Origin of the sequence: Noviherbaspirillum phoenicis, from assembly GCF_047237965.1 — a bacterium.
In the GTDB taxonomy this organism is placed as follows: Bacteria; Pseudomonadota; Gammaproteobacteria; order Burkholderiales; family Burkholderiaceae_D; genus Noviherbaspirillum_A.
The window spans coordinates 408548-433565 of sequence record NZ_JBDFLX010000003.1; the positions used below are offsets into that span (position 1 = coordinate 408548).

23 protein-coding genes are annotated in these 25018 nt (G+C 64.7%); 8 read left to right on the top strand and 15 right to left on the bottom strand.

The annotated features are described in order from the left end of the window. Positions 1–4: 4 nt before the first annotated feature. Together ABC383_RS24095 and ABC383_RS24100 are read right to left on the bottom strand one after the other, a co-directional pair. Positions 5–727, bottom strand: a complete 723-nt coding sequence (locus tag ABC383_RS24095) for a ribonuclease activity regulator RraA (RefSeq protein WP_413017961.1) — start codon at positions 725–727, stop codon at positions 5–7. 51 nt (positions 728–778) lie between these two features. Next, positions 779–1564: an SDR family oxidoreductase gene (locus ABC383_RS24100; RefSeq protein ID WP_413017963.1), complete on the bottom strand. Its 786-nt coding sequence runs from the start codon at positions 1562–1564 to the stop codon at positions 779–781. A 114-nt stretch (positions 1565–1678) separates the two neighbouring features. On the opposite strand from ABC383_RS24100, the gene ABC383_RS24105 reads away from it, so the two are divergent. Next, on the top strand, positions 1679–2596 hold the full coding sequence (locus ABC383_RS24105; protein ID WP_413017965.1) for a LysR substrate-binding domain-containing protein: 918 nt from the start codon (positions 1679–1681) through the stop codon (positions 2594–2596). 181 nt (positions 2597–2777) lie between these two features. Here the strand turns inward: ABC383_RS24105 and ABC383_RS24110 are convergent, their stop codons facing one another. The 11 genes from ABC383_RS24110 to ABC383_RS24160 form a co-directional block, all read right to left on the bottom strand. Continuing rightward, positions 2778–3644 carry a fumarylacetoacetate hydrolase family protein gene (locus ABC383_RS24110; protein WP_413017967.1) on the bottom strand — a complete coding sequence of 289 codons (867 nt, stop codon included), beginning with the start codon at positions 3642–3644 and terminating at the stop codon, positions 2778–2780. 36 nt (positions 3645–3680) lie between these two features. Further along, on the bottom strand, positions 3681–4427 hold the full coding sequence (locus tag ABC383_RS24115) for an SDR family oxidoreductase (RefSeq protein ID WP_413017969.1): 747 nt from the start codon (positions 4425–4427) through the stop codon (positions 3681–3683). 30 nt (positions 4428–4457) lie between these two features. Next, positions 4458–5864 carry a TRAP transporter large permease gene (locus ABC383_RS24120; RefSeq protein ID WP_413018482.1) on the bottom strand — a complete coding sequence of 469 codons (1407 nt, stop codon included), beginning with the start codon at positions 5862–5864 and terminating at the stop codon, positions 4458–4460. Then, positions 5864–6490, bottom strand: coding sequence for a TRAP transporter small permease (locus ABC383_RS24125; RefSeq protein WP_413017970.1), 627 nt, complete (start codon positions 6488–6490; stop codon positions 5864–5866). Before ABC383_RS24125 ends, ABC383_RS24120 begins: the two co-directional genes overlap by 1 nt. Before the next feature lie 63 nt (positions 6491–6553). After that, on the bottom strand, positions 6554–7522 hold the full coding sequence (locus ABC383_RS24130) for a sialic acid TRAP transporter substrate-binding protein SiaP (protein ID WP_413017971.1): 969 nt from the start codon (positions 7520–7522) through the stop codon (positions 6554–6556). Positions 7523–7819: 297 nt separating this feature from the next. Further along, entirely contained in the window at positions 7820–8620 is an 801-nt protein-coding gene (locus tag ABC383_RS24135; RefSeq protein ID WP_413017973.1) for a FadR/GntR family transcriptional regulator, read from the bottom strand. Between the two features lie 103 nt (positions 8621–8723). Then, on the bottom strand, positions 8724–9791 hold the full coding sequence (locus tag ABC383_RS24140) for an Ldh family oxidoreductase (protein ID WP_413017975.1): 1068 nt from the start codon (positions 9789–9791) through the stop codon (positions 8724–8726). After that, a complete protein-coding gene (locus ABC383_RS24145) occupies positions 9791–10549 on the bottom strand; it encodes an SDR family NAD(P)-dependent oxidoreductase (protein WP_413017976.1) in 759 nt (252 codons plus the stop codon). Before ABC383_RS24145 ends, ABC383_RS24140 begins: the two co-directional genes overlap by 1 nt. Before the next feature lie 42 nt (positions 10550–10591). Next, positions 10592–12109, bottom strand: coding sequence for a tripartite tricarboxylate transporter permease (locus tag ABC383_RS24150; RefSeq protein ID WP_413017978.1), 1518 nt, complete (start codon positions 12107–12109; stop codon positions 10592–10594). A 15-nt stretch (positions 12110–12124) separates the two neighbouring features. Beyond that, on the bottom strand, positions 12125–12598 hold the full coding sequence (locus ABC383_RS24155) for a tripartite tricarboxylate transporter TctB family protein (protein ID WP_413017980.1): 474 nt from the start codon (positions 12596–12598) through the stop codon (positions 12125–12127). 95 nt (positions 12599–12693) lie between these two features. Further along, positions 12694–13662: a Bug family tripartite tricarboxylate transporter substrate binding protein gene (locus tag ABC383_RS24160; protein WP_413017981.1), complete on the bottom strand. Its 969-nt coding sequence runs from the start codon at positions 13660–13662 to the stop codon at positions 12694–12696. Between the two features lie 346 nt (positions 13663–14008). Between ABC383_RS24160 and ABC383_RS24165 the strand changes: the two genes are divergently transcribed. The 7 genes from ABC383_RS24165 (at position 14009) to ABC383_RS24195 (ending at position 22728) form a co-directional block, all read left to right on the top strand. After that, positions 14009–15520: a UxaA family hydrolase gene (locus tag ABC383_RS24165; protein ID WP_413018484.1), complete on the top strand. Its 1512-nt coding sequence runs from the start codon at positions 14009–14011 to the stop codon at positions 15518–15520. Positions 15521–15605: 85 nt separating this feature from the next. After that, the gene (locus ABC383_RS24170; RefSeq protein ID WP_413017983.1) at positions 15606–17333 is read left to right on the top strand and encodes an IlvD/Edd family dehydratase; all 1728 of its coding nucleotides are present in this window, start codon (positions 15606–15608) and stop codon (positions 17331–17333) included. Between the two features lie 14 nt (positions 17334–17347). Beyond that, positions 17348–18319, top strand: coding sequence for a C-terminal binding protein (locus tag ABC383_RS24175; protein WP_413017985.1), 972 nt, complete (start codon positions 17348–17350; stop codon positions 18317–18319). Between the two features lie 28 nt (positions 18320–18347). Next, the gene (locus ABC383_RS24180) at positions 18348–19430 is read left to right on the top strand and encodes an ABC transporter ATP-binding protein (RefSeq protein ID WP_413017987.1); all 1083 of its coding nucleotides are present in this window, start codon (positions 18348–18350) and stop codon (positions 19428–19430) included. 78 nt (positions 19431–19508) lie between these two features. Further along, positions 19509–20831, top strand: coding sequence for an ABC transporter substrate-binding protein (locus ABC383_RS24185; protein WP_413017988.1), 1323 nt, complete (start codon positions 19509–19511; stop codon positions 20829–20831). An 80-nt stretch (positions 20832–20911) separates the two neighbouring features. Beyond that, positions 20912–21811: a carbohydrate ABC transporter permease gene (locus ABC383_RS24190; protein WP_413017990.1), complete on the top strand. Its 900-nt coding sequence runs from the start codon at positions 20912–20914 to the stop codon at positions 21809–21811. 74 nt (positions 21812–21885) lie between these two features. Next, on the top strand, positions 21886–22728 hold the full coding sequence (locus ABC383_RS24195) for a carbohydrate ABC transporter permease (protein WP_413018486.1): 843 nt from the start codon (positions 21886–21888) through the stop codon (positions 22726–22728). Between the two features lie 82 nt (positions 22729–22810). On the opposite strand, the gene ABC383_RS24200 is transcribed toward ABC383_RS24195, so the two are convergent. Further along, entirely contained in the window at positions 22811–23893 is a 1083-nt protein-coding gene (locus tag ABC383_RS24200; RefSeq protein WP_413017992.1) for a 3-deoxy-7-phosphoheptulonate synthase, read from the bottom strand. A 190-nt stretch (positions 23894–24083) separates the two neighbouring features. Then, positions 24084–25016, bottom strand: coding sequence for a dihydrodipicolinate synthase family protein (locus ABC383_RS24205; RefSeq protein WP_413017994.1), 933 nt, complete (start codon positions 25014–25016; stop codon positions 24084–24086). Positions 25017–25018 lie beyond the last annotated feature (2 nt).

Consider the following 25018-nt stretch of genomic DNA (forward strand, 5'->3'; position numbering starts at 1 on the left):
CGCTTCAGCGCTTGTCTTTTGCCCAGGCTTCGTAACGCGCCTTGTTCTCTTCATTCGGCGGATAAAGGCCGGGCAACTGCTGGCCTGCGTTAACCTGGTCCATGATCCAGCCTTCAAAGCGTTCCTGCTCCACAGCGAGGGCAACGACTTCATCGACCAGAGCTGCCGGGATCAGCACCGCGCCGTCGGCGTCTGCCACTATCACATCGTTGGGGAATACCGCAACGCCGCCGCAGCCGATGGGCTCCTGCCAGCCGACGAAGGTCAGGCCCGCCACCGAAGGAGGCGCGGCCGCGCCCTGGCACCAGATCGGCAGGTCGGTGCCCAGCACGCCGGCCACGTCGCGCACCACGCCATCGGTCACCAGCGCGGTCACGCCGCGCTTTTGCATGCGCGCGCACAGGATATCGCCGAAGATGCCGGCGTCGGTCACGCCCATTGCGCCGACGACGGCAATGCAGCCTTCCGGCATGGCCTCGATCGCGGCGCGGGTGGAGATCGGCGCGCCCCACGAGGCCGGCGTGGCCAGGTCTTCGCGCGCCGGCACGAAGCGCAGCGTGAAGGCGCGGCCCACCAGCCGCGGCTGGCCGGGTACCAGCGGCATCGCGCCGCGCAGCCAGACATTGCGCAGGCCTTTCTTCAGCAGGATGGTTGTCAGCGTGGCCGTGGTCACGCCGGACAGGGCGCGGACGATCTCGGCGTCCAGGGGAAGCGCATCAATGCTCATATCAGTAGTCCTGAAGTTAAATAGGTGAAATAGTGGGTACGGCGCCCGCGTTCAGATGCTGGCAATCAGCCCGCCATCGACACGGATCACCGAACCGGTGAGGTAAGAAGCGCGAGCGCTGGCAAGGAAAGCCACAACATCGGCATATTCCTGCGGCTCGCCATAGCGGCCAAGCGGAATGCTGGCGCTGCTCTCGGCGGCGACGTCCTCCACCGGCCGGCCCTCGCGCGTGGCCTTCTGTTCATCGAGGAAGCGGATACGGTCGGTGGCAATGCGTCCGGGCAGCACGATGTTGGCGGTGACGCCATCCTGCCCGACCTCGCGCGCCAGGGTCTTGGACCAGCCCACCAGCGACAGGCGCAAGGCATTGGACATGCCCAGGTTGGGAATCGGCGCAACCACGCCGGACGAAGTGCTGGTGATGATGCGGCCGAATTTTCTGGATCGCATGCCAGGCAGGACCCGATCGGTAATGGCGATGACAGACAGCACCATGCTCTGGAAGTGCCTGCTCCACTGCTCGGCTGGCTGGCCTGAGGCCGGCGTCGGCGGCGGGCCGCCGGTATTGTTGACCAGAATATCGACTGGGCCCAGTTCGGATTCGATACGGGCGATATGGGCGTCGATCGCGGACAGGTCGGCCAGGTCCCACTGCACAGCCAGTGCCTGCCCTCCTGCTGCCGCGATCCCGGCGGCCACCGCCGCCAACGCCTGCGGATCGATATCGGCGATGGCCACCCGAGCGCCCTCGCCTGCCAGGGTCCGTGCAATCGCTCCACCCAATCCGCCGCCGGCGCCAAGCACCAGCGCCGTTCTGCCTTTCAGTCCCAGATCCATCGTTCCCCTTCATTTGGTTCGTGAAGCCGCGCCCGTCGATGCAGCGGCGCTGCCGCGATGCTTTGTGTGCCGGCTATTGTGGCGTCCGCCAAAACCAAGCACAATTTCATTTTTGTGCTTTCAAACCACACAAATAATTCATTCCCGGAGACGCAGATAGAAACGAGTTACATCGACAGCTTTGTCGCGGTTGCCGAAAGCGGATCGATGGCCGAAGCAGCCCGCAGGCTCAACGTCACACCCACCGCATTGGCGCAGCGCATCCACGTGCTTGAGCGTGATTTCGGCACCCGGCTGATCGTCCGTTCGGGACGCACGGTGCGCCTGACCGAAGGCGGCATACGGCTGCTGGGCCGGGCAAAGCGGTTCCAGAACGAAGTGCGCGAACTGCAGGCCGCCACGCTGGGCGAGGATTTCGTGGGCGGGCTGCGGCTGGGCGCGATCGCCACGGCAGTCACGGGGTTGCTGCCTGCGATGCTGGCCAGCCTGGTGCAGCGGCACCCCCGCATCGACATCTACATCGAGGCCGGCGTATCGCGCGATCTGTACCACCAGGTGCTGCAGGACAAGCTGGATGCTGCGCTGATCGTGGCGCCGCCGTTTGCCGTGCCGAAGTCGTTTACCTGGCGCGCGCTGCGGCAGGAGCGGCTGATCGTGCTCGCGCCGCGGGCGCTGGCCAGTGCCGACCCGCTGGCGCTGCTCGGCGACATGCCATTGATCCGCTACGACCGGCGTAACTGGGGCGGCTCGCTGGCAGACCAGTATCTCCAGCAGAACGCGATACAGCCGCGTGAACGCTTCGAACTCGATGCGCTCGACGGCATCGTGCTGCTGGTTGGCCTGGGCCTGGGCGTGTCGCTGGTGCCAGACTGGGCGCGTGCCGCGCCGCTGCCCGAAACCGTGGTCGCGCTTGCCGTCCCGGGCAACTCTCCCTGCCGCACGCTGGGCATGCTTTGGCCGGCGAAATCGGCGCATGGCCGCTTGCTTGAAAGCCTGTTACGCAGCGACGACGCGGCGACGTCGTTGCGGTGAAGTGGAAGGACGCCGATGTCGACGCGCCTGATGCAGGCAAAAAAAAGCGGTGTCATGCCAGGCCAGGCATGACACCGCCATCAGGCCGCGGCCAGCTGCTCAGGGCGCAGCCGGCGGCCAAACAGGCTGAGCCACGCAAGGCTCAGGCTTAACTGCCGATCGGCTGCCGATCGGCTGCCGATCAGTTGTCGATCAGTTCCGGATTCCAGGCATGCACCGTCTGGCTCTGCTCGCCCAGGCCGCTGATGGACAGGCGCATCGTATCGCCCGGCTTCAGGTACACCGGCGAAGGCTTGCAGCCCATGCCCACGCCTGGCGGGGTGCCGGTGCTGATCAGGTCGCCGGGATACAGCGTCATGAAGCGGCTGATATAGCTCACCAGCTGCGCCACGCCGAAGATCATGGTGCGGGTGCTGCCATTCTGGAAGCGCCGGCCATTGACTTCCAGCCACATGTCGAGGTTTTGCGGATCGGGCACCTCGTCGGCGGTGACGAGCCACGGGCCGACCGGGCCGAAGGTGTCGCAACCCTTGCCCTTGTCCCAGGTGCCGCCGCGTTCCAGCTGGTATTCCCGCTCGGAGATATCGTTGACCACGCAATAGCCCGCCACATGCTTCATCGCATCGCCTTCCGACACATAGCGCGCCGTCGCGCCGATCACGATGCCCAGCTCCACTTCCCAGTCGGACTTGACCGAGCCTTGCGGCAGCACCACCGGATCGTTGCAGCCCATCAGGGCGCTGATGGCCTTGGTGAACAGCACCGGCTCGGCCGGCACCGGCATGCCGGATTCGGCCGCATGGTCGGCATAGTTGAGGCCAACGCAGATGAACTTGCCCATGCCCGAATACGGCGGCGCAATCCGCCCGGGATTGGCCACCACCGGCAGCGCCTTCACGTCCACCTCGGCCAGCTTGCGCAAGCCATCGGGCGTGAGCATCGCGGCGGTGATGTCCGGCGTCAGGCGCGACAGATCGCGCACCTGACCTTCATCATCCAGCAGGCCCGGCTTCTCGCTGCCCTTGGCGCCATAACGCATCAGTTTCATGTTGTTGCTCCTTTTCTTGTGAATGTCCTGTCAATGTCAGTTGGACCAGCCGCCGTCGATGACATGCACGGCGCCAGTGGTGAATGCGGATTCGTCCGAGGCCAGGTACAGCGCCAGCGCGGCCACCTCCTCCGCCCGGCCCAGCCGCCCCACCGGCTGCCGGGCCACGAAAGCCGCCTCGACCGCGGAGGCGCTCTGGCCGCTGCTCTGCGCCTGCGCCGCAATGCGGCCGCGCAGCGAAGGCGATTCTATCGTTCCCGGGCAGATCGCATTGCAGCGCAGGTTGCGGGTCACGAAATCGGCGGCGACCGATTTGGTCATGCCGATCACGGCGGCCTTGCTGGCGCCGTACACGAACCGGTTCGGCGCGCCCTTGATGCTGCTGGCGACCGACGCCATGTTGATGATGGAGCCGCCGCCGCGCTCCAGCATGCCCGGCAGGAAGGCGCGCATCATGCGGTACATCGCGCGCACATTCAGGTCGAAGGAAAAATCCCAGGCACGGTCGTCGCAGTCGAGGATGGTGCCGCTGTCGACATAGCCGGCGCAGTTGAACAGCACATCGATGCTGCCCAGCTCGGCAGCAAGGGCGTTGATGGCGTCCGGGTCCGTCACATCCAGCCGCCGGGTCGTGCAGCCTTCCAGGTCGACCAGCAGTTCCGGGTTGATGTCGGTGGCGATCACCCGCGCGCCTTCCCGGGCAAACGCCAGCGCGGTGGCGCGGCCTATGCCCTGGCCGGCCGCGGTCACCAGGGCTGTCTTGCTGCTCAGTCGTTGCGTCATGTCCAGTCCCTTTCAGTCGGAGTCGAAAAGCTATTTTCCCGCCGCCATCACGCGCGGCAGCCACAAGGTAATCTCGGGCACATAGGTGATGGCGATCAGCGCCGCAAACAGCGGCACCAGCCACGGCAGGATGGCCACCGTGGTGCGCTCCACCGAGAGTTTGGCAACCCGCGCCAGCACGAACAGCACCATGCCCAGCGGCGGATGCAGCAGCCCGATCATCAGGTTCAGCGTCATGATCAGGCCAAAATGCAGCGGATCGATGCCCAGCTTCAGCACGATGGGCAGCAGGATGGGCACGAGGATCGTGATCGCGGCGATGGTATCGATGAAGCAGCCCACGATCAGGATCAGCACATTGGCCAGCAGCAGGAATACCCATTTGTTCTGCGTGAAGCTGAGTATCGCGTCCGTCATCAATTGCGCCGCCTGGCTCACCGTCAACAGCCAGGCGAAGATGGACGCGGCAGTCACGATGAACAGCACGCTGGCCGTCGTTTCGATGGTATCCAGCGTTGCCCGCGCCAGGCTGCGCAGCGTCATCGAGCGGTAGCGCACCAGCCCCAGGAACAGCGCCCAGATCACGGCCGCCATCGCCGCTTCCGTCGGCGTGAACCAGCCCAGCGTCATGCCGCCGATCAGGATGACCGGCGCCATCAGCGCCATCACCGCGGAGAAGTCGAAGTACCAGTCGGCCAGCAGCAAGGCAGCCAGCGTGATGCCCACCGCCACATTGACCGACACGCCGGCCCGGGTCAGCAGCCAGGTTACCAGCGGGAAGGCCATCACGATGATGATCTCGACACTGGCGCTGCCCAGCTTCGTCCACGAAAACAGTGCATCGCCGCCCCAGTTGTTGCGACGGGCAATGAAGGCGACGGTGAACATCATCATCAGCGTCATGACAACGCCGGGAATCACGCCGGCCAGGAACAGCGAGCCGATCGACACGTTGGCCATCATGCCGTAGATCACGAAGGGCAGCGACGGCGGGATGATGGGGCCCAGCGTGGCCGAGGCCGCCGTCACGCCTACCGAGAACTCGGCGCTGTAGCCATGGTCGCGCATGGCCTTGATCTCGATGGTGCCGAGGCCGGCCGCATCGGCAATCGCGGTGCCGGACATCCCGGAGAAGATCACCGAGCCGATGATGTTGACCTGGCCCAGCCCGCCCTTCATCCAGCCCACTAGGGCGACGGCGAAGTTGTAGATGCGTCCGGTGATGCCGGCAATGTTCATCAGGTTGCCGGCCAGGATGAAAAACGGCACGGCCAGCAGCGGGAAGCTTTCCACGCCGGCAATCATGCGCTGCGCCACGATCACGTTGGGCACCGAGCCGGTCACCAGGATATAGAGCAGCGACGCGGCGATCATGGCCAGCGCAACCGGCAGTCCCAGGAGCATCAGCAGCAGGAAGGAACCGATCAGGATACCCATCATGCACCGTCCGTTCCGTCGTACGCTTCCGGCCGCTCCAGCACAGAATAGCCCTGGCGCCAGTTTGTATAGGCCACCATCACCGCGCGCAGCAGCATGATGGCGAAGCCGATCAGCGCAAGCCAGTAGACCAGGCTCTTGGGCCAGTTGATCGTGGTCATGGGCTCGTCGCCCACCATGCCGATGTATTGCCAGCCGAGCCAGACGATGACGCCCAGCAGCACGACGCGGGTGATGTCGACCAGCGTCGCCAGCACCCTTGCCGGCCCTGCCGGCAGGAAGCGGTACAGGATGTCGACCTGGATATGCCGGTTCTTGCGAACGCACATCGCCGCACCGATGAAGACCACGGCGATCAGGCAGTTCGTTGCCAGCTCCTCGGTCCATGCATAGGAGTCGTTGAGCGCATACCGGGTAAAGAATTGCAGGAACACCAGACCGCCCATCAGCCAGAACATGATCAGCGCGAACCAGTCCTCGGGAGCAGTGTCGCTCAGGTCGACCTGGTGCACGTCGGCTTCTTCAAAGCTGCGCGCCAGTTCTTCGGCGCTGACGGCGTGGGGATGGGTTTGTGATGCTTCAGTGCGAGCGGCCTCGTCGGCGCCGCCGGCGGCAAGTTGATTCATGGCAGCCTCTGCTTGGGAATGTCAGGGCCGGGACCGCAGGGCCCCGGTCTAAGGTCGTCCGACCTATTTGATTTCCTGGATGCGGTCCCAGTCGGCCTTGCGATAGCCGAAGTCTTCGAACTTGACTGTCTTGAGAACGGTGGAGCGGAAGTCGTCACGATTGACGTCGGTGACGGTCAAGCCCTTCTTCTTGAAGATATCGACCAGTTCAGCTTCGCGCGCGACGATGTCGGCGCCGGCCTTCTGCGCGGCTTCCTGCGCCAGGTCGGAGAAGATTTTCCGCTCGTCCGCCGTGAACGCCTTCCACTGCTTGCCCGACACCACGGTGTTGAGATGGTCGACGATATGGCCGGTCAGCACGATGTACTTCTGCACCTCGTAGAACTTCTTGGCTTCGATCGTGGTGAGCGGGTTTTCCTGCGCCTCGACGGTGCCGTTCTGCAGCGCCAGGTACACCTCGGCGAATGCGATCGGCGCGGTGTTGGCGCCGCAGGCGCGCGGCATCGCCAGGTAAGCGGCGACGTCAGGCACGCGTATCTTCAGGCCCTTCATGTCGGCGCAGCTGTTGATAGGCTTGTTGGAGGTGGTATGCCGTGTGCCGTAGTAGGTGGTGGCGACGATCTGGTTGCCGGTCTTTTCGGCGTAGGCGCCTGTCAGGCTCTTGTAGACATCGCTCTTGGTGTATTTAACCAGGTGGTCGGCATCGCGGAAGGTGTAGGGGTAGTAGGTGACGCCGATCGGCTGGTAGGCCCGGCTGGCGAAGCTGGAACCGGAAATGATGATGTCCACCGTGCCCAGCGTCAGGCCCTGGTTGATGTCGCTCTCCTTGCCCAGCTGGGAAGCGGGATAGACATCGATCTGGTACTTGCCGTTGGTGCGCTTGCCAAACTCATTGGCGGCCCAGACCGACCACTTGTGAAACGGCTCGGACGTCTCGTAGACATGGGCCCATTTCAGTTTGGTCTGTGCCTGCGCGCTGCCAGCCAGCCCCAGTACTGCCGCTGCAAGCAGCAGCTTCTTCCAGTGCATCATTGTCGTCTCCTTGTGTTTTTAGGTATCTGCCGCAGCACGATGGTCGTTACGCCATTTGTTGCCGTGATGCGTGCCGTTCGTATGCCACAAGCGATGATGCAAACTCGCGGCAGCGAAATCTGGTCTTACCACTATACCAAATAATTTCACCTCCACCCGGCGTTGTCAAGCTTGCCAGCCCTGGATGGCAAGCGGGCCGGGCGGGAGACCGCGCGTCGCTACGGTTGATGGCATGCGCGTGCCGTGCCCTGCCAGGATCAGGCGTGAGCGGAAAGCCGGGAGCCCGGAGACAGCCTGTCAGCCTACCCTGCGAGCTGGCTTCAGGCTCGCCGGGGACTGTGAAGCGGCGGCCCGCTTCTGTGCCGGCTTGTCTGCCGGCTTCTGCGCCGATTTCTTCGGTGAACGGGTCAGGCTGGAACTGAGGCGCCGGTAGGCGACATCCATGTGGTGCCGCATTGACGCGCGCGCACGTTCCGCGTCCTTGGCACGCAGGGCCGCCAGCACTTCCCGGTGCTCGGCAATGGCTTGCGCCCAGACGTCGGGCGTTTCGAAATGACTGTGCAGCTGGTCGAACAGCGCTCCGAGACGCAAGTCGAACATGCGCCGCACCACGCCGACCAGCACGCTGTTGCCGGTCGCTTCGGCAATCCGTATGTGAAACTGGCGGTCGGCATCGATCGGCTTGATGCCGGCCTGCGCGTCGACTTCCATCTGGTCGATGGCTTCCTCGATCGCATCGAAATGGCGCTTCTTGCCGAGCCTGGCTGCGGTGGCGGCCACCTCGCCTTCCAGCAGCGCACGGGCCTGGATCAGTTCCAGCGGGCCTTCCTCGCCTGACAGGTCGAAGCCCCCGGCTGGCTGCTCCGGCGGCTCGCAGACATAGATGCCCGAACCCATGCGAACCTCGATATACCCTTCCACTTCCAGCGCAATCAGGGCTTCCCGCAGGGAAGGCCTGGAGACGCCCAGCTGCACCGCCAGGTCGCGCTCGGACGGCAGGCGCGAGCCGAGCGGAAATTCACCACCGACAATGAGTTCTCTCAACTGGTTGCTGATCTGGCGGTACAGGCGTTGTGGTTCGATGGCTTGGATGGGCATGGTGGTTCCGTTCTGACGGCTTGCGGCATGGGCTTGCGGCCGGGTGCACACCCGCGCGCCGAAGCCGGGATTATACGCTGCAGTAAACGCCGGGCGATCCGCCTCACCTCTCCGCCAGCGGCGCCGGAAATTCCATGCCGTAGCCAGCGGCGCAATCGGTGAGCATGGGCGCGATCGTCGGATGCAGCGCCACGCCGGTCGCCAGCTGGTCGGCCCGTCGCGCCATGCCCCGGTCGCCCGGCATGCGTACCGCATCGACGCCGGGACGCGGCGGATTGTCGCGGCAGGTCGTGCCCAGCCAGTCCATCTGGCGCAGAAAATCCGAGCTGCCGCCGAACGCAGACGGGTCATACAGCGACATGAACACGGTGGCGCCCCAGCCATCCGGCGGATCGGCGCGGCCGTGGCCGGACAAGCCGCCGGTGAGGGCTTCCACCATCAAGGCCAGGCCGAAGCCTTTGTGCCCAGCTTCCAGGCCACCCAGCGGCAGGATGGTTCCCGGCGGATCCGCTGCCAGCACCGCCGGATCATGGCTGGGGTTGCCTGCCGCATCCAGCATCCACGCATGCTCGAACTGGCGGCCGGCCTTGTGCATGCGGGCGCTCATGCCGTTGGTGGTGACCGAGGCGGAAATATCGACGAGGTACGGCGTGTCCGAGGTCGGTATGCCGATGGCCAGCGGATTGGGGGTGAACACGGCACGCGTGCCGCCGTGGGGCGCCACGCTCTGCACCGCCGGATCGGAGCTGGCCAGCACCATCAGGAACCCGGCCTCGGCGGCGCGCAGCAGGTAGGCCGCCAGGCAGGCGATGTGATGGCTGCGGCGGATCACCAGCGTGGCGCTGCCATACTGGCGCGCGCGCGGCATCAGGGCATCGATGCCGCTATGCACCAGCCACGGGCCGGGCAGCCGCCGGCCGTCCCAGGCAAGCGCGGCGCCGCGGTCGGACAGCACCTCGGGCAGGCCGGTCTTGGCCATGCCGCCACTTTCGAGCGACTTCACATAGGGCGCCAGCAAGGCCAGGCCGTGGGTGTCGTGGCCGAGCAGGTCGCCTTCGACCAGCGTGGCAGCCACAGTGGCCGCGGGCGTGCCTTCCAGGCCGGCCTTTTCGAGCAGCGCGGTGGCGAAGCCGCGCAATGCGTCGGCGCTGTAACGTTGAACGGCGCTCATCAGTAGGTCCCCCTGCCGCCGGAGATGTCGAATACGGCGCCGGTCGAAAAGGAGCAGTCCTCCGACGCCAGCCACGCCACCATTGCGGCGATTTCCTCCGGCATGCCGAAGCGGGCCATCGGTATCTTCGACAGCATGTAGTCGATATGCTGCTGCGTCATCTGGGCAAACATGGCCGTGCGCACCGCCGCCGGCGTGATGCAGTTGACCCGCACGCCGGTCTGCGCCAGTTCCTTGCCGAGCGACTTGGTCAGGGCGATCACGCCCGCCTTCGACGCGCTGTAGGCGGATGCATTCGGATTGCCTTCCTTGCCGGCGATGGAAGCGATATTGACGATGCGGCCATAATCGTTGGCCCGCATCACGGGGGCCAGCGCCCGGCAGGTCAGGAAAGGGCCGCGCAGGTTGATCTGCATCACCTGGTCCCACTCGGCGACCGGATAGTCGCACACCGTCACGTTGGGGCCGGTGATGCCGGCGCTGTTGACCAGGATGTCCACCTTGCCGCTCTCAGCCAGCGTGGCATCGCGCGCCTGGTTGACTGCCGCTTCGCTGCTCACATCGACCAGCACGCATTGCACCCGCGCATCGCCGAGGCCGGTGCGAGCCGCCTCGAGCTGCCCGGCATCGCGGTCCCACAGCGACAGCGAAGCGCCTCCCGCGGCCAGGCGTTTGGCAATGGCCAGCCCGATGCCGGCGGCGCCGCCGGTGATGACCGCGTGGCGGCCGGCAAAATGATAGTAGTTGGCATGTTCCATCGTGGTCTCCGTGAGTTGTGTGCCTTGTAGCGGGAATGGCAATCAGGCGTGCGGCGATTCGACGTAGCGCTCTTGCGCGCGCGAGCGGCGCAGCAGTCGCACGACAATGGGAAAGAGCCACAGTGCCAGCGTCAGCAGCGCCAGCGCGCCGGCAATGGGCCGGCTGACGAAGGCCAGCAAATTGCCGTCGGCCTTGATCATCGAGCTGACGAGATTTTCTTCCAGCATCCCGCCCAGCACCACGCCGAGGATGGTCGGCGCGATCGGGAAGCCGTTTTCCTCCATCAGGTAGGCCAGCAGGCCGAAGCCCAGCATGACGCCAACGTCGAATGCGCTGTTGTTGATGGAGTAGGCGCCGACGATGCAGAACAGCAGGATCAGCGGCATCAGGATGTTGCGCGGCACCAGCAGGATGCGCTTGGCGGCCTTGATGGTGAGCCAGCCCAGCGGCAGCATCAGCAGGTTGGCCAGAATGAAGACGATGAAGATCGCGTACATCGACACCGGGTTGTTGATGAAGATCATCGGGCCGGGGTTCAGGTTCTTCATGTACAGCACGCCGATCACGATCGCGGTAATCGAGTCGCCCGGTATGCCGAATACCAGCGCCGGGATCCAGGCGCCGGCCAGCGACGAATTGTTGGCCGCGCCCGACTCGACGATGCCTTCGACATGGCCCGTGCCGAACTTTTCGGGTTCCCTGGAAAACTTCTTGCTCATCGCATAGGACATGTAGGCGGCGATATCGGCGCCAGCGCCCGGCAAGGCGCCGACGACGGTGCCCAGTATGCTGCCGCGCAGGATGCAGGCCGGATACCTGACGGTGAGCTTCCACATGCCCTTGAACACGTTGCCTATGGCGCTTTGCACCAGTTCCATGCGCTGGTGCGAGGCGATCGCATAGCGCAGCACTTCGGACACGGCGAACATGCCTACCATCACCGGCACCAGCGACAAGCCGCCCAGCAGGTTGCTGTTGCCAAAGGTATAGCGGGCCTGCCCGGAAGGATTGCCCATGCCGACGCAGGCAATGAACAGGCCGAGGAACAGCGAGACGAAGCCCTTTACCGGGTCGCCGGAGGCGATGAAGATCGCGCAGGTGAGCCCAAGCAGCACCAGCCAGAAGTATTCGAAGGAAGAGAACTTCAATGCCATCTCGGCCAGCGAAGGGGCGGCCACGATCAGCACCAGCGTGCCAAACAGGCCGCCGATCACCGAGAACACCAGCCCGGCGCCGAGCGCCACTTCGGCCTGCCCGTTCCTGGTCATGGCGAACGACTCATCGGTATAGGCAGCCGACGCCGGCGTGCCCGGTATGCGCAGCAGGCAGCCCGGAATGTCGCCCGAGAAAATGGCCATCGCGGTGGCGGTGACCATCGCGGCAATGGCCGGCACCGGTGGCATGAAGAAGGTCACCGGCACCAGCAGCGCCACCGCCATGGTGGCGCTCAGACCGGGCACCGCGCCGACGAACAGGCCATACATTGCAGCCAGCATGATTACCCCCAGCACATAGGGATCGGCTACCTGGCCCAGGGCCGCATACAGATTCGCGAGCATCGCGCTTTCCTTTCCTTACCAGGCATAAGGGCTGAGCAGGCCCCAGGGCAGCGGCACCTTCAGCAACTTGTAGAACAGAAAATGGATGATGAGCGTGCCTGGCAGAGCCACCAGCAGCGCGCTGCGCCACTTCACGCCAAAGGCCAGGAACATCGCCAGCAAGATGGCCATGGCGGTCGGAATGAAGCCCAGCTGCTCCGACATCGCGACATAGAAAGCGAGCGAAACCGGGATCAGCAGGAATCCCAGCGTGGCGCGGCGATGGCCCAGCCAGTCGGGCAGGCGCACCCATCCCTCGCTGGCCAGCGTGCCCAGGCCGCGCCTGACCAGAAGGACGGCGCAGATGAGCAGGCCGGCGGCAACCAGCTCGGGAAATACCCTGGGGCCGATCTTCTGACCGGGAATGTCGGGAAAACCCTGCGCGCCTGCCAGGACCGCGATACCGAAGGCGCCCAGCAGCGCGCCTGACAACACGTCGTTGATCTTCATGGATGCGGGCTCCGCTTGGTGAGGGAAACGCGGCGCCACGCCGGCCTGCAATGCCGCCGGCATGACGCCCGATGACGCGTCGGCTGGCGACGCGGCTATTTCGCCATGCCCAGCGCCTGCAGGGTCTGGCCCATGTCGGCGTCGCCCTTGTCCATGAACTTGCCGAAAGCGGGACCGTCCGCGTAAGCCACGCCGAAGCCGCGATTGGCCATGAAATCGCGAAACTCCTTGCTGTCATTGATCTTCTTCAGCACCGTTTCCATGCGCGTCTGCACTTCCGCCGGCAGGCCCTTGGGTCCCGCAATGCCACGCCATACGCCCATGGTCCAGTCACTGCCGGTGGCGCTTTTCAGCGTGGGCACCTGCGGATACAGGGCGGCCGGCGCGTTGGCCATGATGGCCAGCGGCCGCGCCTTGCCGGCATCGATCAGCGAGCGGGCTTCCGGCAGCGCCACCGGCGCGATATCGATGCCGCCCGCCGCCAGGTCCAGCATCGCCGGTGCGGCGCCGTTGGATGGCACGAAAGGCACGGCCGTTGGATCCATCTTCATGTCCTTGAGCATGCCGGCCAGCGCCAGATGCCAGATGCCGCCCTGCCCGGTGCCGGATGCCTTGAGCTTGCCCGGATTGGCCTTGATTGCCTTGACCAGGTCATCCATGGTCTTGTAGGGAGATGTCGCACTGACGGTGATGGCGGCCGGGTCCACGTTCATCAAGGCCAGAGGCGTGAAGTTGCGCGGCGTCAGCTGGGTCAGTCCCTGATGATGCATCATCGAGATCTCGACCGTGATCATGCCCAGCGTATAGCCGTCCGGGGGCGCGCTCGATATCGCATGATGGCCGACCACGCCATTGCCGCCCGCGCGGTTCACCACGTTGACCGGCTGGCCAAGCTCCTTTTCCATCAGCGCGCCGACGATGCGCGCTGTTGCATCGGTGCCGCCGCCGGCCGCCCATGGCACCAGCAGGGTGATCGGCCGTTCAGGCCAGGCGGCATGGGCCGCGCCCACGCTCATTGCGGCAGCCAGCGCGAGCACCGACTTCACCAGGGTTCTACGTTTCATGGGTCTCCTCCATTCTTGATGGAATTTTTATGCAGCCCGTCAGGCGCGAGAGGCCATGGCGGAACTGGTGTAGTGACGTTATTGGCATCCAATCTGGTCTTACCAGATGACCAATAATTTCACGCAGCCGCGCTGCTTGTCAAGGCAAATGCTGCACCCAGCCCGGCCAAAAACATTGGTAATACCACTTTACCCATTACGTTTTCTGCAATAGACTTCACGTCAATCCAGAGGTGGCCGAACGAGCCGCCCGCGCTGCAAACGGTCTGATTCGAAAATAGAAACAGGAGACACCGTGGCACAAGAGACTTACATTTCGCCTGACGACATCACCAGGCAGGATGCCCTGCCGGCGTTTCTGCGGCTTGGCCCCGACGACGATGTGCTGATTGCCACCCGCGATATTGCCGCGGGCACCGCACTGCCCGGCGCGGCGGGCGCGGCCAGCGCCAGCATACCGGCCGGGCACAAGGCAGCGGCGCGCGATATCGCCGCGGGCTCGCCCGTGCGGCGCTATAACCAGATCATCGGCTTTGCCACCCGCGACATCCGGGCCGGCGAACATGTGCATCTGCACAACCTTGCCATGCGCGAGTTCGAACGAGACCATGCCTTCTGCGCCGACGCCAAGCCGCAGCAGCCGGCCAGCGAGACGCTGACCTTCAATGGCATCGTGCGGGCCGATGGCCAGGTCGCCACCCGCAACTACATCGGCGTCATCAGCAGCGTCAACTGTTCAGCCACCGTGTGCCGCCAGATCGCGGAGGCCTTTCGCGGCGATGCCCTGCGCGATTATCCCAATGTGGATGGCGTGGTCGCCATCACGCACAAATCGGGCTGCGGCATGGCCTCGCAGGGCGAGGCAGTGGACTTGCTGCGCAGGGTGACGGCCGGCTATCTGCGCCATCCCAACTTCGCCGCTGTGCTGTTCATCGGACTGGGCTGTGAATCGAACCAGGTCAGCGCCTTGCTGGGCGCGGAGAACCTGGCCGAGTCCGACCGGCTGCGTGCAATGACGATCCAGGAACTGGGCGGCACACGCAGCACGATCGAACGCGGCATTGCGCTGGTGCGCGAGCTGCTGCCGAAGGCTAACGCGGTGCGCCGCGAGGCGGTGCCTGTAAGCCATATCCGGGTGGGCCTGCAATGCGGCGGATCGGACGGCTATTCCGGCATCACCGCCAACCCGGCGCTGGGCGCGGCGATGGACCTGCTGGTGGCGCATGGCGGCACGGCCATCCTGTCGGAGACGCCCGAGATCTATGGCGCGGAACACCTGTTGACGCGGCGCGCCGTGTCGCCCGAGGTAGGTGAGAAGCTGCTGGCACGCATTCGCTGGTGGGAAGACTATACGCAGCGCCTGGGCGGCGAGATGAACAACAATCCGTCGCCCGGCAACAAGGCCGGCGGCCTCACCACCATCCTGGAAAAATCCTTGGGTGCCGTTGCCAAGGCCGGCGCCAGCAACCTGGCCGACGTCGTCGAATATGCGCAGCCTGTCACGGCCCATGGCCTGGTCTTCATGGACACGCCGGGCTATGACCCGGTATCGGCCACCGGCCAGGTGGCCGGCGGCGCCAATGTGATCTGCTTCACCACCGGGCGCGGCTCCGTCTACGGCTGCAAGCCGGCGCCATCGCTGAAGCTGGCCACCAACAGCATGATGTACCGCCGCATGAGCGAGGACATGGACATCAACTGCGGCGCGATACTCGACGGCACGCTGTCGGTGCAGGAAGCCGGCGCACAAATCTTTCGCCGCATCATCGAGGTGGCTTCGGGCAGCCGCACGATGAGCGAGGAGCACGGCTTCGGCGAAGATGAATTCGCGCCGTGGATCCTCGGGCCGACGATGTAGGCAGGCGGGCACCCCGCAGCCGGCGCGGCCGATGCCACTGGATGGCGCCGCGCTCCAACGCACTAAAAGCACAACAGGAGACAGGATGAGCGATGCAAACAAGCCGCTGCGACGCAGCCAGGCCTGGTTCGGCAGGCAGGACCGGGACGGGTTCATCTACCGTTCATGGCTGAAGAACCGCGGCATTCCGCATGACCAGTTCGACGGCCGGCCAGTGATCGGCATCTGCAATACCTATTCCGAGCTGACGCCGTGCAATTCCCATTTCCGCACCCTGGCAGAGCAGGTCAAGATCGGCGTCTGGGAAGCGGGCGGCTTCCCGCTGGAGTTTCCGGTGATGTCCACCGGCGAAACCCTGATGCGCCCGACCGCCATGCTGTTTCGCAATCTGGCCAGCATGGATGTCGAGGAATCGATACGCGGCAATCCGCTCGATGGCGTCGTGCTGCTGATGGGCTGCGACAAGACCACGCCGGCGCTGCTGATGGGCGCGGCCTCGTGCGACCTGCCCACCATCGGCGTATCGGGCGGCCCGATGCTCAATGGCCGCTACCGCGGCGGCGAACTGGGCTCGGGCACCGGCGTGTGGCAGATGTCGGAGGAAGTGCGCGCTGGGCGCATGACGCAGGAAGAATTCTTCGATGCCGAGAGCTGCATGCACCGCTCCCACGGCCACTGCATGACCATGGGCACGGCTTCCACCATGGCCAGCATGGTCGAGGCCCTGGGCATGAGCCTGCCGGGCAATGCGGCGATCCCGGCGGTGGATGCGCGCCGCAATGTGCTGGCGCGCCAGTCGGGCCGGCGCATCGTCGACATGGTCAAGGAAGACCTGGTGATGTCGAAGATCCTGACCCGCCAGGCCTTCGAGAATGCGATCCGGGTCAACGCGGCCATAGGCGGCTCCACCAATGCGGTGATCCATCTGCTGGCCATCGCCGGGCGCATCGGCATTGAGCTGAAGCTGGCTGACTGGGATGAGCTGGGCCACCGCCTTCCCTGCCTGCTCGACCTGCAGCCGTCTGGCCGCCATTTGATGGAAGATTTCTATTACGCCGGCGGCCTGCCGGCAGTGATCCGCGAACTCGAATCCGTGATCGACCGCAACACGCTCACCGCCAATGGCAGGACGCTGTGGGACAACAGCAAGGATGCGCCCAACTGGAACCGGGAAGTGATCCGCTCGTTCGACGCGCCATTCAAGGAAGCGGCCGGTATTGCCGTCCTGCGCGGCAATCTCTGCCCGGACGGCGCGGTGATCAAGCCGTCCGCAGCCACGCCGGCGCTGCTCAAGCATACCGGCCGCGCGGTGGTGTTCGAGGACAGCGAGCACATGCACAAGCGGCTCGACGACGAGAGCCTCGACGTGGACGAGAACTGCGTGCTGGTGCTGAAGAACTGCGGGCCGCGCGGCTATCCCGGCATGGCCGAGGCCGGCAACATGCCGCTGCCGCCCAAGGTGCTGCGCAAGGGCATCACCGACATGGTCAGGGTATCGGACGCGCGCATGAGCGGCACCGCCTACGGCACCGTGGTGCTGCATGTCGCGCCCGAGGCCGCGGCCGGCGGGCCGCTGGCGCTGGTGCGCGACGGCGACATGGTGGAACTCGACGTGGAGGCGCGTCGCCTGCACCTGCATGTGTCGGACGAGGAACTGGCGCGCCGCCGCGCCGACTGGCAGCCGCCACCGGCGCCGGCCACACGCGGCTGGACCAAGCTGTATGTCGAGCATGTGCAGCAGGCCAACCTCGGCGCCGACATGGACTTCCTGGTCGGCAAGAGCGGCGCCGGCATCCCCAAGGACAATCACTGAAGACAAGGGCCGACATGAAGGTACTCATCACCGACTACGACTTTCCCGACGTCGCGCTGGAACAGGCGCTGTACCAGGCCGCCGGCATCGAGGTGGTCACCGCGCAATGCCGCACGCAGGACGATGTGATCGATGCCGCGCAGGGCTGCGACGGCCTGCTGGTGCAATACGCGCCGGTCGCGGCCAAGGTGTTCGCGGCCTGCCCACAGATCCGCATCGTCAGCCGCTACGGCGCCGGCTTCGACACCATCAACACCGCCGATGCCAGGGAGCATGGCGTCTGGGTAGCGAACTCGCCGGACTATGGCGTTGGCGAAGTGGCCACCCATGCGCTGGCCATGACGCTGGCATTGCTGCGACACCTGCCCTGGTATGACCGCGACATCCGCAACGCCACATGGAACTTCGGCAGCGCCGGCCGCATGGAGCGGGTCTCCGACATGACGCTGGGCATACTGGGCCTGGGCCGTATCGGCAAGCGCATGGCCCATATCGGCCGCAACAGCTTCAGGCGGGTGATCGCCTGCGACCCCTACATCATCGACGGCGACTTCCCGGCCTACGTTGAGCGGGTCAGCCGGGAAGAGCTGTTCGAACAGTCCAATGCGCTGTCGCTGCATGTGCCGCTGAACGACGAAACCCGCAACATGGTGGACGCCTCCCTGCTGGGCCGGATGAAGCCCGGCAGCGTGCTGGTCAATACCGCGCGCGGCGGGCTGATCCGGCTCGACGATCTCACCGCCGCGCTCGATGCCGGCACGCTCGATGGCGCGGCGCTGGATGTGCTGCCGGTCGAGCCGCCCGAATACGACGCCGCCATCGTGCAGCATCCGCGTGTGCTGCTCACGCCGCATGCCGCCTTCTATTCCACCGTGGCGGAAAAGGAATTACGGCGCAAGGCCGCGCAGAACCTGGTCGACTGGATGCAGCGCGGACGGCCAGCCTACGTGGTGGTGGAAGGCCGGGCCGGCAGCAACACAAACTAAGCGCGTCATAACCAGGCAGGAGACAGGCATGGCATCGGTACAGATACGGGGAATACAGAAGGCATTCGGCAGCACGCAGGTGATACGCGGCGTGGACATCGAGATCGAGGATGGCCAGTTCGCGGTACTGGTCGGGCCCAGCGGCTGCGGCAAGTCCACGCTGCTGCGCATGCTGGCCGGCCTGGAGGAGATCACCGATGGCGAGATCGCCATCGACGGCCGCGTGGTCAACAATGTCCAGCCCAAGGAGCGGGACATTGCGATGGTGTTCCAGAACTACGCGCTCTATCCGCACATGACAGTGCGGGACAATATGGCGTTCTCGCTGATGCTGGCCAAGGTCGGCAAGCAGGAGATTTCGGAGCGTGTGACCCGGGCCGCGGATATTCTCGGGCTGCGCGATCTGCTCGACCGCTACCCGCGCCAGCTTTCCGGCGGCCAGCGCCAGCGGGTCGCGATGGGCCGCGCGATCGTGCGCAACCCCCAGGTATTCCTGTTCGATGAGCCGCTGTCCAATCTCGACGCCAAGCTGCGGGTGCAGATGCGCGCCGAGATCAAGGAGCTGCATCAGCGCCTGAAGACCACGTCGGTGTACGTGACCCACGACCAGATCGAGGCCATGACCATGGCGGACCAGATCGTCGTCATGCGCGACGGCCGGGTCGAGCAGCGCGGCCGCCCGCTCGAACTGTACGACCACCCCGCCAACCTGTTCGTGGCCGGCTTCATCGGCTCGCCGGCGATGAACTTCATTCCCGGCACGCTGCGGCGCCAGGGCGACGACCTGCTGGTCGAATTCGCCGACGGCTCGCGCATGCCGGCGCCGGCCCGCGCCGGCGGCACGGAGGGGCAAAGGGTCATTTATGGCGTGCGGCCGGAACATCTGTCGCTGGGCAATGGCGGCGCGCTGGCCTGCAGCGTTGCCGTGGTGGAGCCGACCGGGGCCAATACCGAGGTCTATTCGCGTTTCTGCGATACCGAGATCAACGCGATCTTCCGCGAGCGCCATGATTTCCGCCCCGGCGAAGCGATACGCCTGATGCCGGACCATGCGCATACCCATCTGTTCGACGCGGAAACCGGCAGCACCCTGGCCCGCCCCCTGCAATAAGAAAGAACCGCGGCGCACCGCGGCAAGCATATCTGTATTTGTATCGGATCAATCCGCTAACCAAGAGGAGCAGGAGACATGAAACGATTTACAAGACGGGATTTTCTGGCAACCGGCGCAGCGCTGGCCGCGGCTTCAGCGATTGCGCCACAGGCTTTCGCCCAGGCCCAGGCCCCGGCCGGCCTGCGCTACAAGCCTGAAAGCGGCGCCAAGCTGCGGGTGCTGCGCTGGAAGCGCTTCGTGCAGGGCGACGAGGACATGTGGCTTGCCAACACCAAGAAATTCACGCAGCTGACCGGCATCGAGGTACGGGTCGACAATGAAGGCTGGGAAGACGTGCGCCCGAAGGCGGCGGTGGCGGCCAATGTGGGCAGCGGGCCGGACATCATCATCGGCTGGTTCGACGACCCGCACCAGTACCCGGACAAGCTCAACGACCTGACCGACCTCGCCGACTACCTCGGCGGCAAGTACGGCGGCTGGTACGACGTCTGCAAGCGCTACGGCATGCGCGACGGCAAATGGATAGGCATGCCGCTGGGCATCGTCGGCAATGCGCTGGTGTACCGGGAAAGCCACGTGAAGGCAGCCGGCTTCGATGCGATCCCGAAGGACACCGCCGGCTTCCTGAAGCTGTGCCAGGCGCTGAAGGCCAAGAACACGCCATGCGGCTTTGCGCTGGGCAAGGCGGTCGGCGACGGCAACAACTGGGCGCACTGGCTGATGTGGTCGCACGGCGGCAAGATGGTGGACGACAAGGGCAATGTGGTGATCAATTCGCCTGAAACGATTGCGTCACTGGAATACGCCAAGCAACTGTATGAAACCTTCGTGCCGGGCACGCTGTCATGGCAGGACCCGTCCAACAACAAGGCGTTCCTCGACGGCCAGGTCAGTCTCACCGCAAACGGCATATCGGTGTATTACGCGGCCAAGAATTCGCCGGACCCGAAGCTGCAGGAAATGTCCAAGGATATCCAGCATGCCCGCTTCCCGATCGGGCCGGTGGGCAAGCCGACCGAGCTGATGCAGATCACCCAGATGATGCAGTTCAAGTATTCGAAGTATCCGAATGCGGCCAAGGCCTACATGCAGTTCATGATGGAGGCAGACCAGTACAACCCCTGGATGAAAGCCGCCATCGGCTATGTCAGCCAGCCGCTGAAGGCGTACGAGGCCAACCCGATCTGGACCGAGGACCCGAAGCACACCGTGTATCGCGACGGCGGCAGCATCATGCTCGACAACGGCTACTCGGGCCCGCTGGGCCTGGCGTCGGCCGCCGCCATGGCCGACTACATCGTGCTGGACATGGTGGCGGAAGCGGCCAGCGGCTCGAAGTCGCCCAAGGAAGCCGCCGCCCGCGCGCAGACCCGCGCGGAGCGCTACTACAAGGTGTAAGCCACGTCACCATCGCGCTCCCGGCCTCGCCGGGGGCGCTTCACCGCGCAGCGCGCGCGGCTTCGCTACGGGACGACATCATGCTTTCTCGCTTCTTCAACAACCGCAATTCGCTCGGCCTGCTGTTCATGCTGCCGACCGCCGTGCTGCTGCTGGTTTTCCTGACCTATCCGCTGGGCCTGGGCGTGTGGCTGGGTTTTACCGATACCAAGATCGGCGGCAGCGGCAAGTTCATCGGGCTGGCCAATTACGCTTATTTGATCGGCGACTCGCTGGCACAGCTGTCGCTGTTCAACACCGTGTTCTACACCGTGCTGGCCAGCGTGCTGAAGTTCGCGCTCGGACTGTGGCTGGCGCTGCTGCTGAACAAGAACCTGCCGTTCAAGTCCTTCTTCCGCGCCGTGGTGCTGCTGCCGTGGATCGTGCCGACCGCGCTGTCGGCATTGGCTTTCTGGTGGCTGTACGATGCGCAATTCTCGGTGATCAGCTGGGTTCTGACCAAGATGGGGCTGATACATCGCTACATCGACTTTCTTGGCGACCCGTGGAATGCGCGGCTTTCCACCGTTGCCGCCAATGTCTGGCGCGGCGTGCCCTTCGTGGCGATTTCCCTGCTGGCCGGACTGCAAACCATTTCGCCCTCGCTGTATGAAGCCGCGGCGATCGACGGCGCCACGCCCTGGCAGCAGTTTCGCTTCATCACCCTGCCGCTGCTGACGCCGATCATCGCGGTGGTAATGACCTTCTCGGTGCTGTTCACCTTCACCGATTTCCAGCTGATCTACGTGCTGACCCGCGGCGGACCGCTGAATGCCACGCACCTGATGGCCACGCTGTCATTCCAGCGCGCGATTCCGGGCGGCTCGCTCGGCGAAGGCGCGGCGCTGGCCACCATGATGATTCCGTTCCTGCTGGCGGCGATCATGTTTTCGTATTTCGGCCTGCAACGCCGGGGCTGGCAACAGGGAGGTGATAAATGAGCACCGCGCATACTGCAAGCACCGTGACCCAAACGGGCAAGGCGGCCCGGTCGAACAAGGCAGAGACGCAAGGCATGGATTATCTGCAGTCGCTGCCGCGGCGCTGGGTGACCGTCTACATTCCCCTGCTGCTGTTCGTGTTCGTGCTGCTGTTTCCGTTCTACTGGATGGCAATCACTGCCTTCAAGCCGGACGCGGAGCTGCTGTCGCAGTCCGGTAATCCGTTCTGGATCGTGGCGCCCACGTTAGCGCATTTCAAGAAGCTGATCTTCAACACGCCCTATCCGGAATGGATGTGGAACACTGTGTTGGTATCGACCGTCGCCACGTTCACCTCGCTGGCGGCGAGCGTGTTCGCCGCCTATGCGATCGAGCGGCTGCGCTTCCAGGGCGCCAAACAAGTCGGCCTTGGCATTTTCCTGGCCTACCTGATACCGCCTTCCATCCTCTTCATTCCGCTGGCCGCCATCGTGTTCAAGCTGGGCCTGTTCGATACCCGCTGGGCGCTGATCCTGACTTATCCGACCTTCCTGATCCCGTTCTGCACCTGGCTGCTGATGGGCTATTTCCGCTCGATTCCGTATGAGCTGGAAGAGTGCGCACTGATCGATGGCGCTACCCGCTGGCAGATCCTTGTGAAGATCATCCTGCCGCTGGCCGTGCCCGGGCTGATCTCCGCCGGCATCTTTGCATTTACGCTGTCATGGAACGAGTTCATCTATGCGCTGACCTTCGTTTCCTCGTCGGAAATCAAGACCGTGCCGGTCGGCGTCGTCACCGAGCTGATCGAGGGCGATGTCTACCACTGGGGCGCGCTGATGGCCGGCGCGCTGCTCGGCTCGCTGCCGGTGGCAGTGGTGTATTCCTTCTTCGTCGAGTACTACGTGTCGGGCATGACGGGTGCGGTGAAGGAGTAGGAAACGCGATACCGCGACCGGCATTCCGCGGCGGAGACATGCAGCGTCTCCGCTGCGCGCTCATGCCGCTGCGCTTGCCGGTTCAGGACTGCGCCTGACGGCGGGTTTCGAGCACGCCGCGCAGCAGTTCGTGGCCTTCCAGTATCATCTTCTCCGTCGTCTCCCAGCCCACGCAGGCGTCGGTGACGGAGCAGCCATAGACCAGCTTGGAGAGATCGGCCGGGATGGACTGCTTGCCGCCGACCAGGTTGGACTCGATCATCACGCCGACGATGGACTGGTTGCCCAGCCTGATCTGGTGAACGATGTCGGTCATCACCAGCGGCTGCAGCTCCGCGTTCTTGAAGCTGTTCGCATGCGAGCAGTCGACGACGATGTTGGCGGGCAGACCGGCCTTCTTCAGGGCCTGCTCGGCAAGCGTTACCGATACCGTGTCGTAGTTCGGTCGGCCGTCGCCGCCGCGCAGCACCACATGGCCGTAGGCATTGCCGCTGGTGCGGACGATGGCCACGGTGCCCTGGCCGTTGATGCCCAGGAAGGAATGCGGATGCGAGGCCGACAGGATCGCGTTGATCGCAATGCCGATGTCGCCGTCGGTGCCATTCTTGAAGCCGACCGGCGTGGAAAGGCCGGACGACATTTCCCTGTGGGTCTGCGATTCCGTGGTCCTCGCGCCAACCGCCGTCCAGGTGATGAGGTCGCCCAGATATTGCGGCGAGATCGGGTCCAGCGCTTCGGTGGCGGTGGGCAGGCCGAGTTCGCAGACATCGAGCAGGAAACGCCGCGCATTCTCCATGCCACGGGCGATATGGAAGGAGTCGTCCATATCGGGGTCGTTGATGTAGCCCTTCCAGCCCGTGGTCGTGCGGGGTTTTTCGAAGTAGACGCGCATGATCAGCAGCATCGTGTCCGACACCTTTTCCTGCAGCGCCTTGAGGCGCAGCGCGTATTCCATGCCGGCTTTCGGGTCATGGATGGAACAGGGACCGACCACCGCGAAAAGGCGCGGATCCTTCCGGTCGAGGATATTGCGGACATTCTGCCTGCCGCGCATCACCGAGGCGCCGGCCTTGTCGGTCAGCGGCAGCGTGGCATGCAGCGCGTCGGGCGTTGGCATGTTGTCAAACGAAACAACGTTGACGTTTTCAGCGGGGAAATGGGTCACTTTGGCAATCTTGGTTACGAGGCAGGCCGCTATCGTAACCGATCTGACCCGACCTGAATGCGCTGGCGACTTGATCGGTGCTGATCAACATCAGAATCGCGTTGGAGAGGCGCATGCGGGGATGGCCTTCCGCTGCAATCAGGACTGCACCGCCCCGCCCGTTCGAGCGGGAGGGACTGCCCGAAGCCGTCTAGCGTCCCCAGCGCAATACCAGCGGGTCCAGGCGGCGCGCGACTCTGAGCAGCCCTTCCCTCGTCGCCGGATGCATCTGTGGCAGCGGATGCCGCACAGCGTCGGAGCTGATCACGCCGCCCTCCTTCATCAGCACCTTGGCCGACGCCAGGCCGCCCTGCCGGTTTTCATAGTTAATCAATGGCAGCCAGCGCTCGTAATTCTGTGCAGACAGTTCCGTGTCGCCGGCGGCGTAGGCATCCATGATCTGCCGTATGCCATCCGGGAAGCCGCCGCCTGTCATCGCGCCGGTGGCGCCGGCGTCGAGGTCGGCCATCAGGGTGATGGCTTCCTCGCCATCCCACGGACCGACGATAGTGTCGCCGCCCAGCGAAATCAGTTCGCGCAGCTTGGCGGCCGCCTGCGGCACTTCGATCTTGAAGTAGGATACGTTCCCGATTTCCTTCGCCATGCGCGCCAGGAAAGGCGCGGACAGCACGGTGCCGCTCACCGGCGCATCCTGGATCATGACCGGGATATCGATGGCATCCGACACGACCTGGAAGAATTCATGGATGCCGCGCTCGGCCACGCGGAAGGTGGCGCCGTGGTAGGGCGGCATCACCATCACCATCGCCGCGCCCGCATCCTGCGCGGCGCGGCTGCGTTCGGCGCAGATGCGGGAACTGAAGTGGCTGGTGGTGACGATGACGGGCACGCGTCCGGCCACATGCTCCAGCGCCACATGCATCAGCACCATGCGCTCCTCGTCGCTCAGCACGAACTGTTCCGAGAAGTTGGCCAGGATGCAGATGCCGTTGGAGCCGGCGTCGATCATGAAGTCCAGGCAACGGCGCTGGCCGTCCAGGTCCAGGCTGCCGTCCGCATTGAAGATGGTGGGAGCCACCGGGAATACGCCGCGATAGACGTTCCGTTCAGTTGCATTGCTCATGC

Bases quoted from the DNA above. Each gene is read 5' to 3' on its own strand.
- ABC383_RS24140 (WP_413017975.1), bottom strand. From the start codon at position 9,791: ATGAGCGCCGTTCAACGTTACAGCGCCGACGCATTGCGCGGCTTCGCC.
- ABC383_RS24145 (WP_413017976.1), bottom strand. From the start codon at position 10,549: ATGGAACATGCCAACTACTATCATTTTGCCGGCCGCCACGCGGTCATC.
- ABC383_RS24155 (WP_413017980.1), bottom strand. From the start codon at position 12,598: ATGAAGATCAACGACGTGTTGTCAGGCGCGCTGCTGGGCGCCTTCGGT.
- ABC383_RS24180 (WP_413017987.1), top strand. From the start codon at position 18,348: ATGGCATCGGTACAGATACGGGGAATACAGAAGGCATTCGGCAGCACG.
- ABC383_RS24135 (WP_413017973.1), bottom strand. From the start codon at position 8,620: ATGCCCATCCAAGCCATCGAACCACAACGCCTGTACCGCCAGATCAGC.
- ABC383_RS24125 (WP_413017970.1), bottom strand. From the start codon at position 6,490: ATGAATCAACTTGCCGCCGGCGGCGCCGACGAGGCCGCTCGCACTGAA.
- ABC383_RS24130 (WP_413017971.1), bottom strand. From the start codon at position 7,522: ATGATGCACTGGAAGAAGCTGCTGCTTGCAGCGGCAGTACTGGGGCTG.
- ABC383_RS24110 (WP_413017967.1), bottom strand. From the start codon at position 3,644: ATGAAACTGATGCGTTATGGCGCCAAGGGCAGCGAGAAGCCGGGCCTG.
- ABC383_RS24205 (WP_413017994.1), bottom strand. From the start codon at position 25,016: ATGAGCAATGCAACTGAACGGAACGTCTATCGCGGCGTATTCCCGGTG.
- ABC383_RS24100 (WP_413017963.1), bottom strand. From the start codon at position 1,564: ATGGATCTGGGACTGAAAGGCAGAACGGCGCTGGTGCTTGGCGCCGGC.
- ABC383_RS24120 (WP_413018482.1), bottom strand. From the start codon at position 5,864: ATGGGTATCCTGATCGGTTCCTTCCTGCTGCTGATGCTCCTGGGACTG.
- ABC383_RS24160 (WP_413017981.1), bottom strand. From the start codon at position 13,662: ATGAAACGTAGAACCCTGGTGAAGTCGGTGCTCGCGCTGGCTGCCGCA.
- ABC383_RS24185 (WP_413017988.1), top strand. From the start codon at position 19,509: ATGAAACGATTTACAAGACGGGATTTTCTGGCAACCGGCGCAGCGCTG.
- ABC383_RS24175 (WP_413017985.1), top strand. From the start codon at position 17,348: ATGAAGGTACTCATCACCGACTACGACTTTCCCGACGTCGCGCTGGAA.
- ABC383_RS24170 (WP_413017983.1), top strand. From the start codon at position 15,606: ATGAGCGATGCAAACAAGCCGCTGCGACGCAGCCAGGCCTGGTTCGGC.
- ABC383_RS24190 (WP_413017990.1), top strand. From the start codon at position 20,912: ATGCTTTCTCGCTTCTTCAACAACCGCAATTCGCTCGGCCTGCTGTTC.
- ABC383_RS24150 (WP_413017978.1), bottom strand. From the start codon at position 12,109: ATGCTCGCGAATCTGTATGCGGCCCTGGGCCAGGTAGCCGATCCCTAT.
- ABC383_RS24195 (WP_413018486.1), top strand. From the start codon at position 21,886: ATGGATTATCTGCAGTCGCTGCCGCGGCGCTGGGTGACCGTCTACATT.
- ABC383_RS24095 (WP_413017961.1), bottom strand. From the start codon at position 727: ATGAGCATTGATGCGCTTCCCCTGGACGCCGAGATCGTCCGCGCCCTG.
- ABC383_RS24115 (WP_413017969.1), bottom strand. From the start codon at position 4,427: ATGACGCAACGACTGAGCAGCAAGACAGCCCTGGTGACCGCGGCCGGC.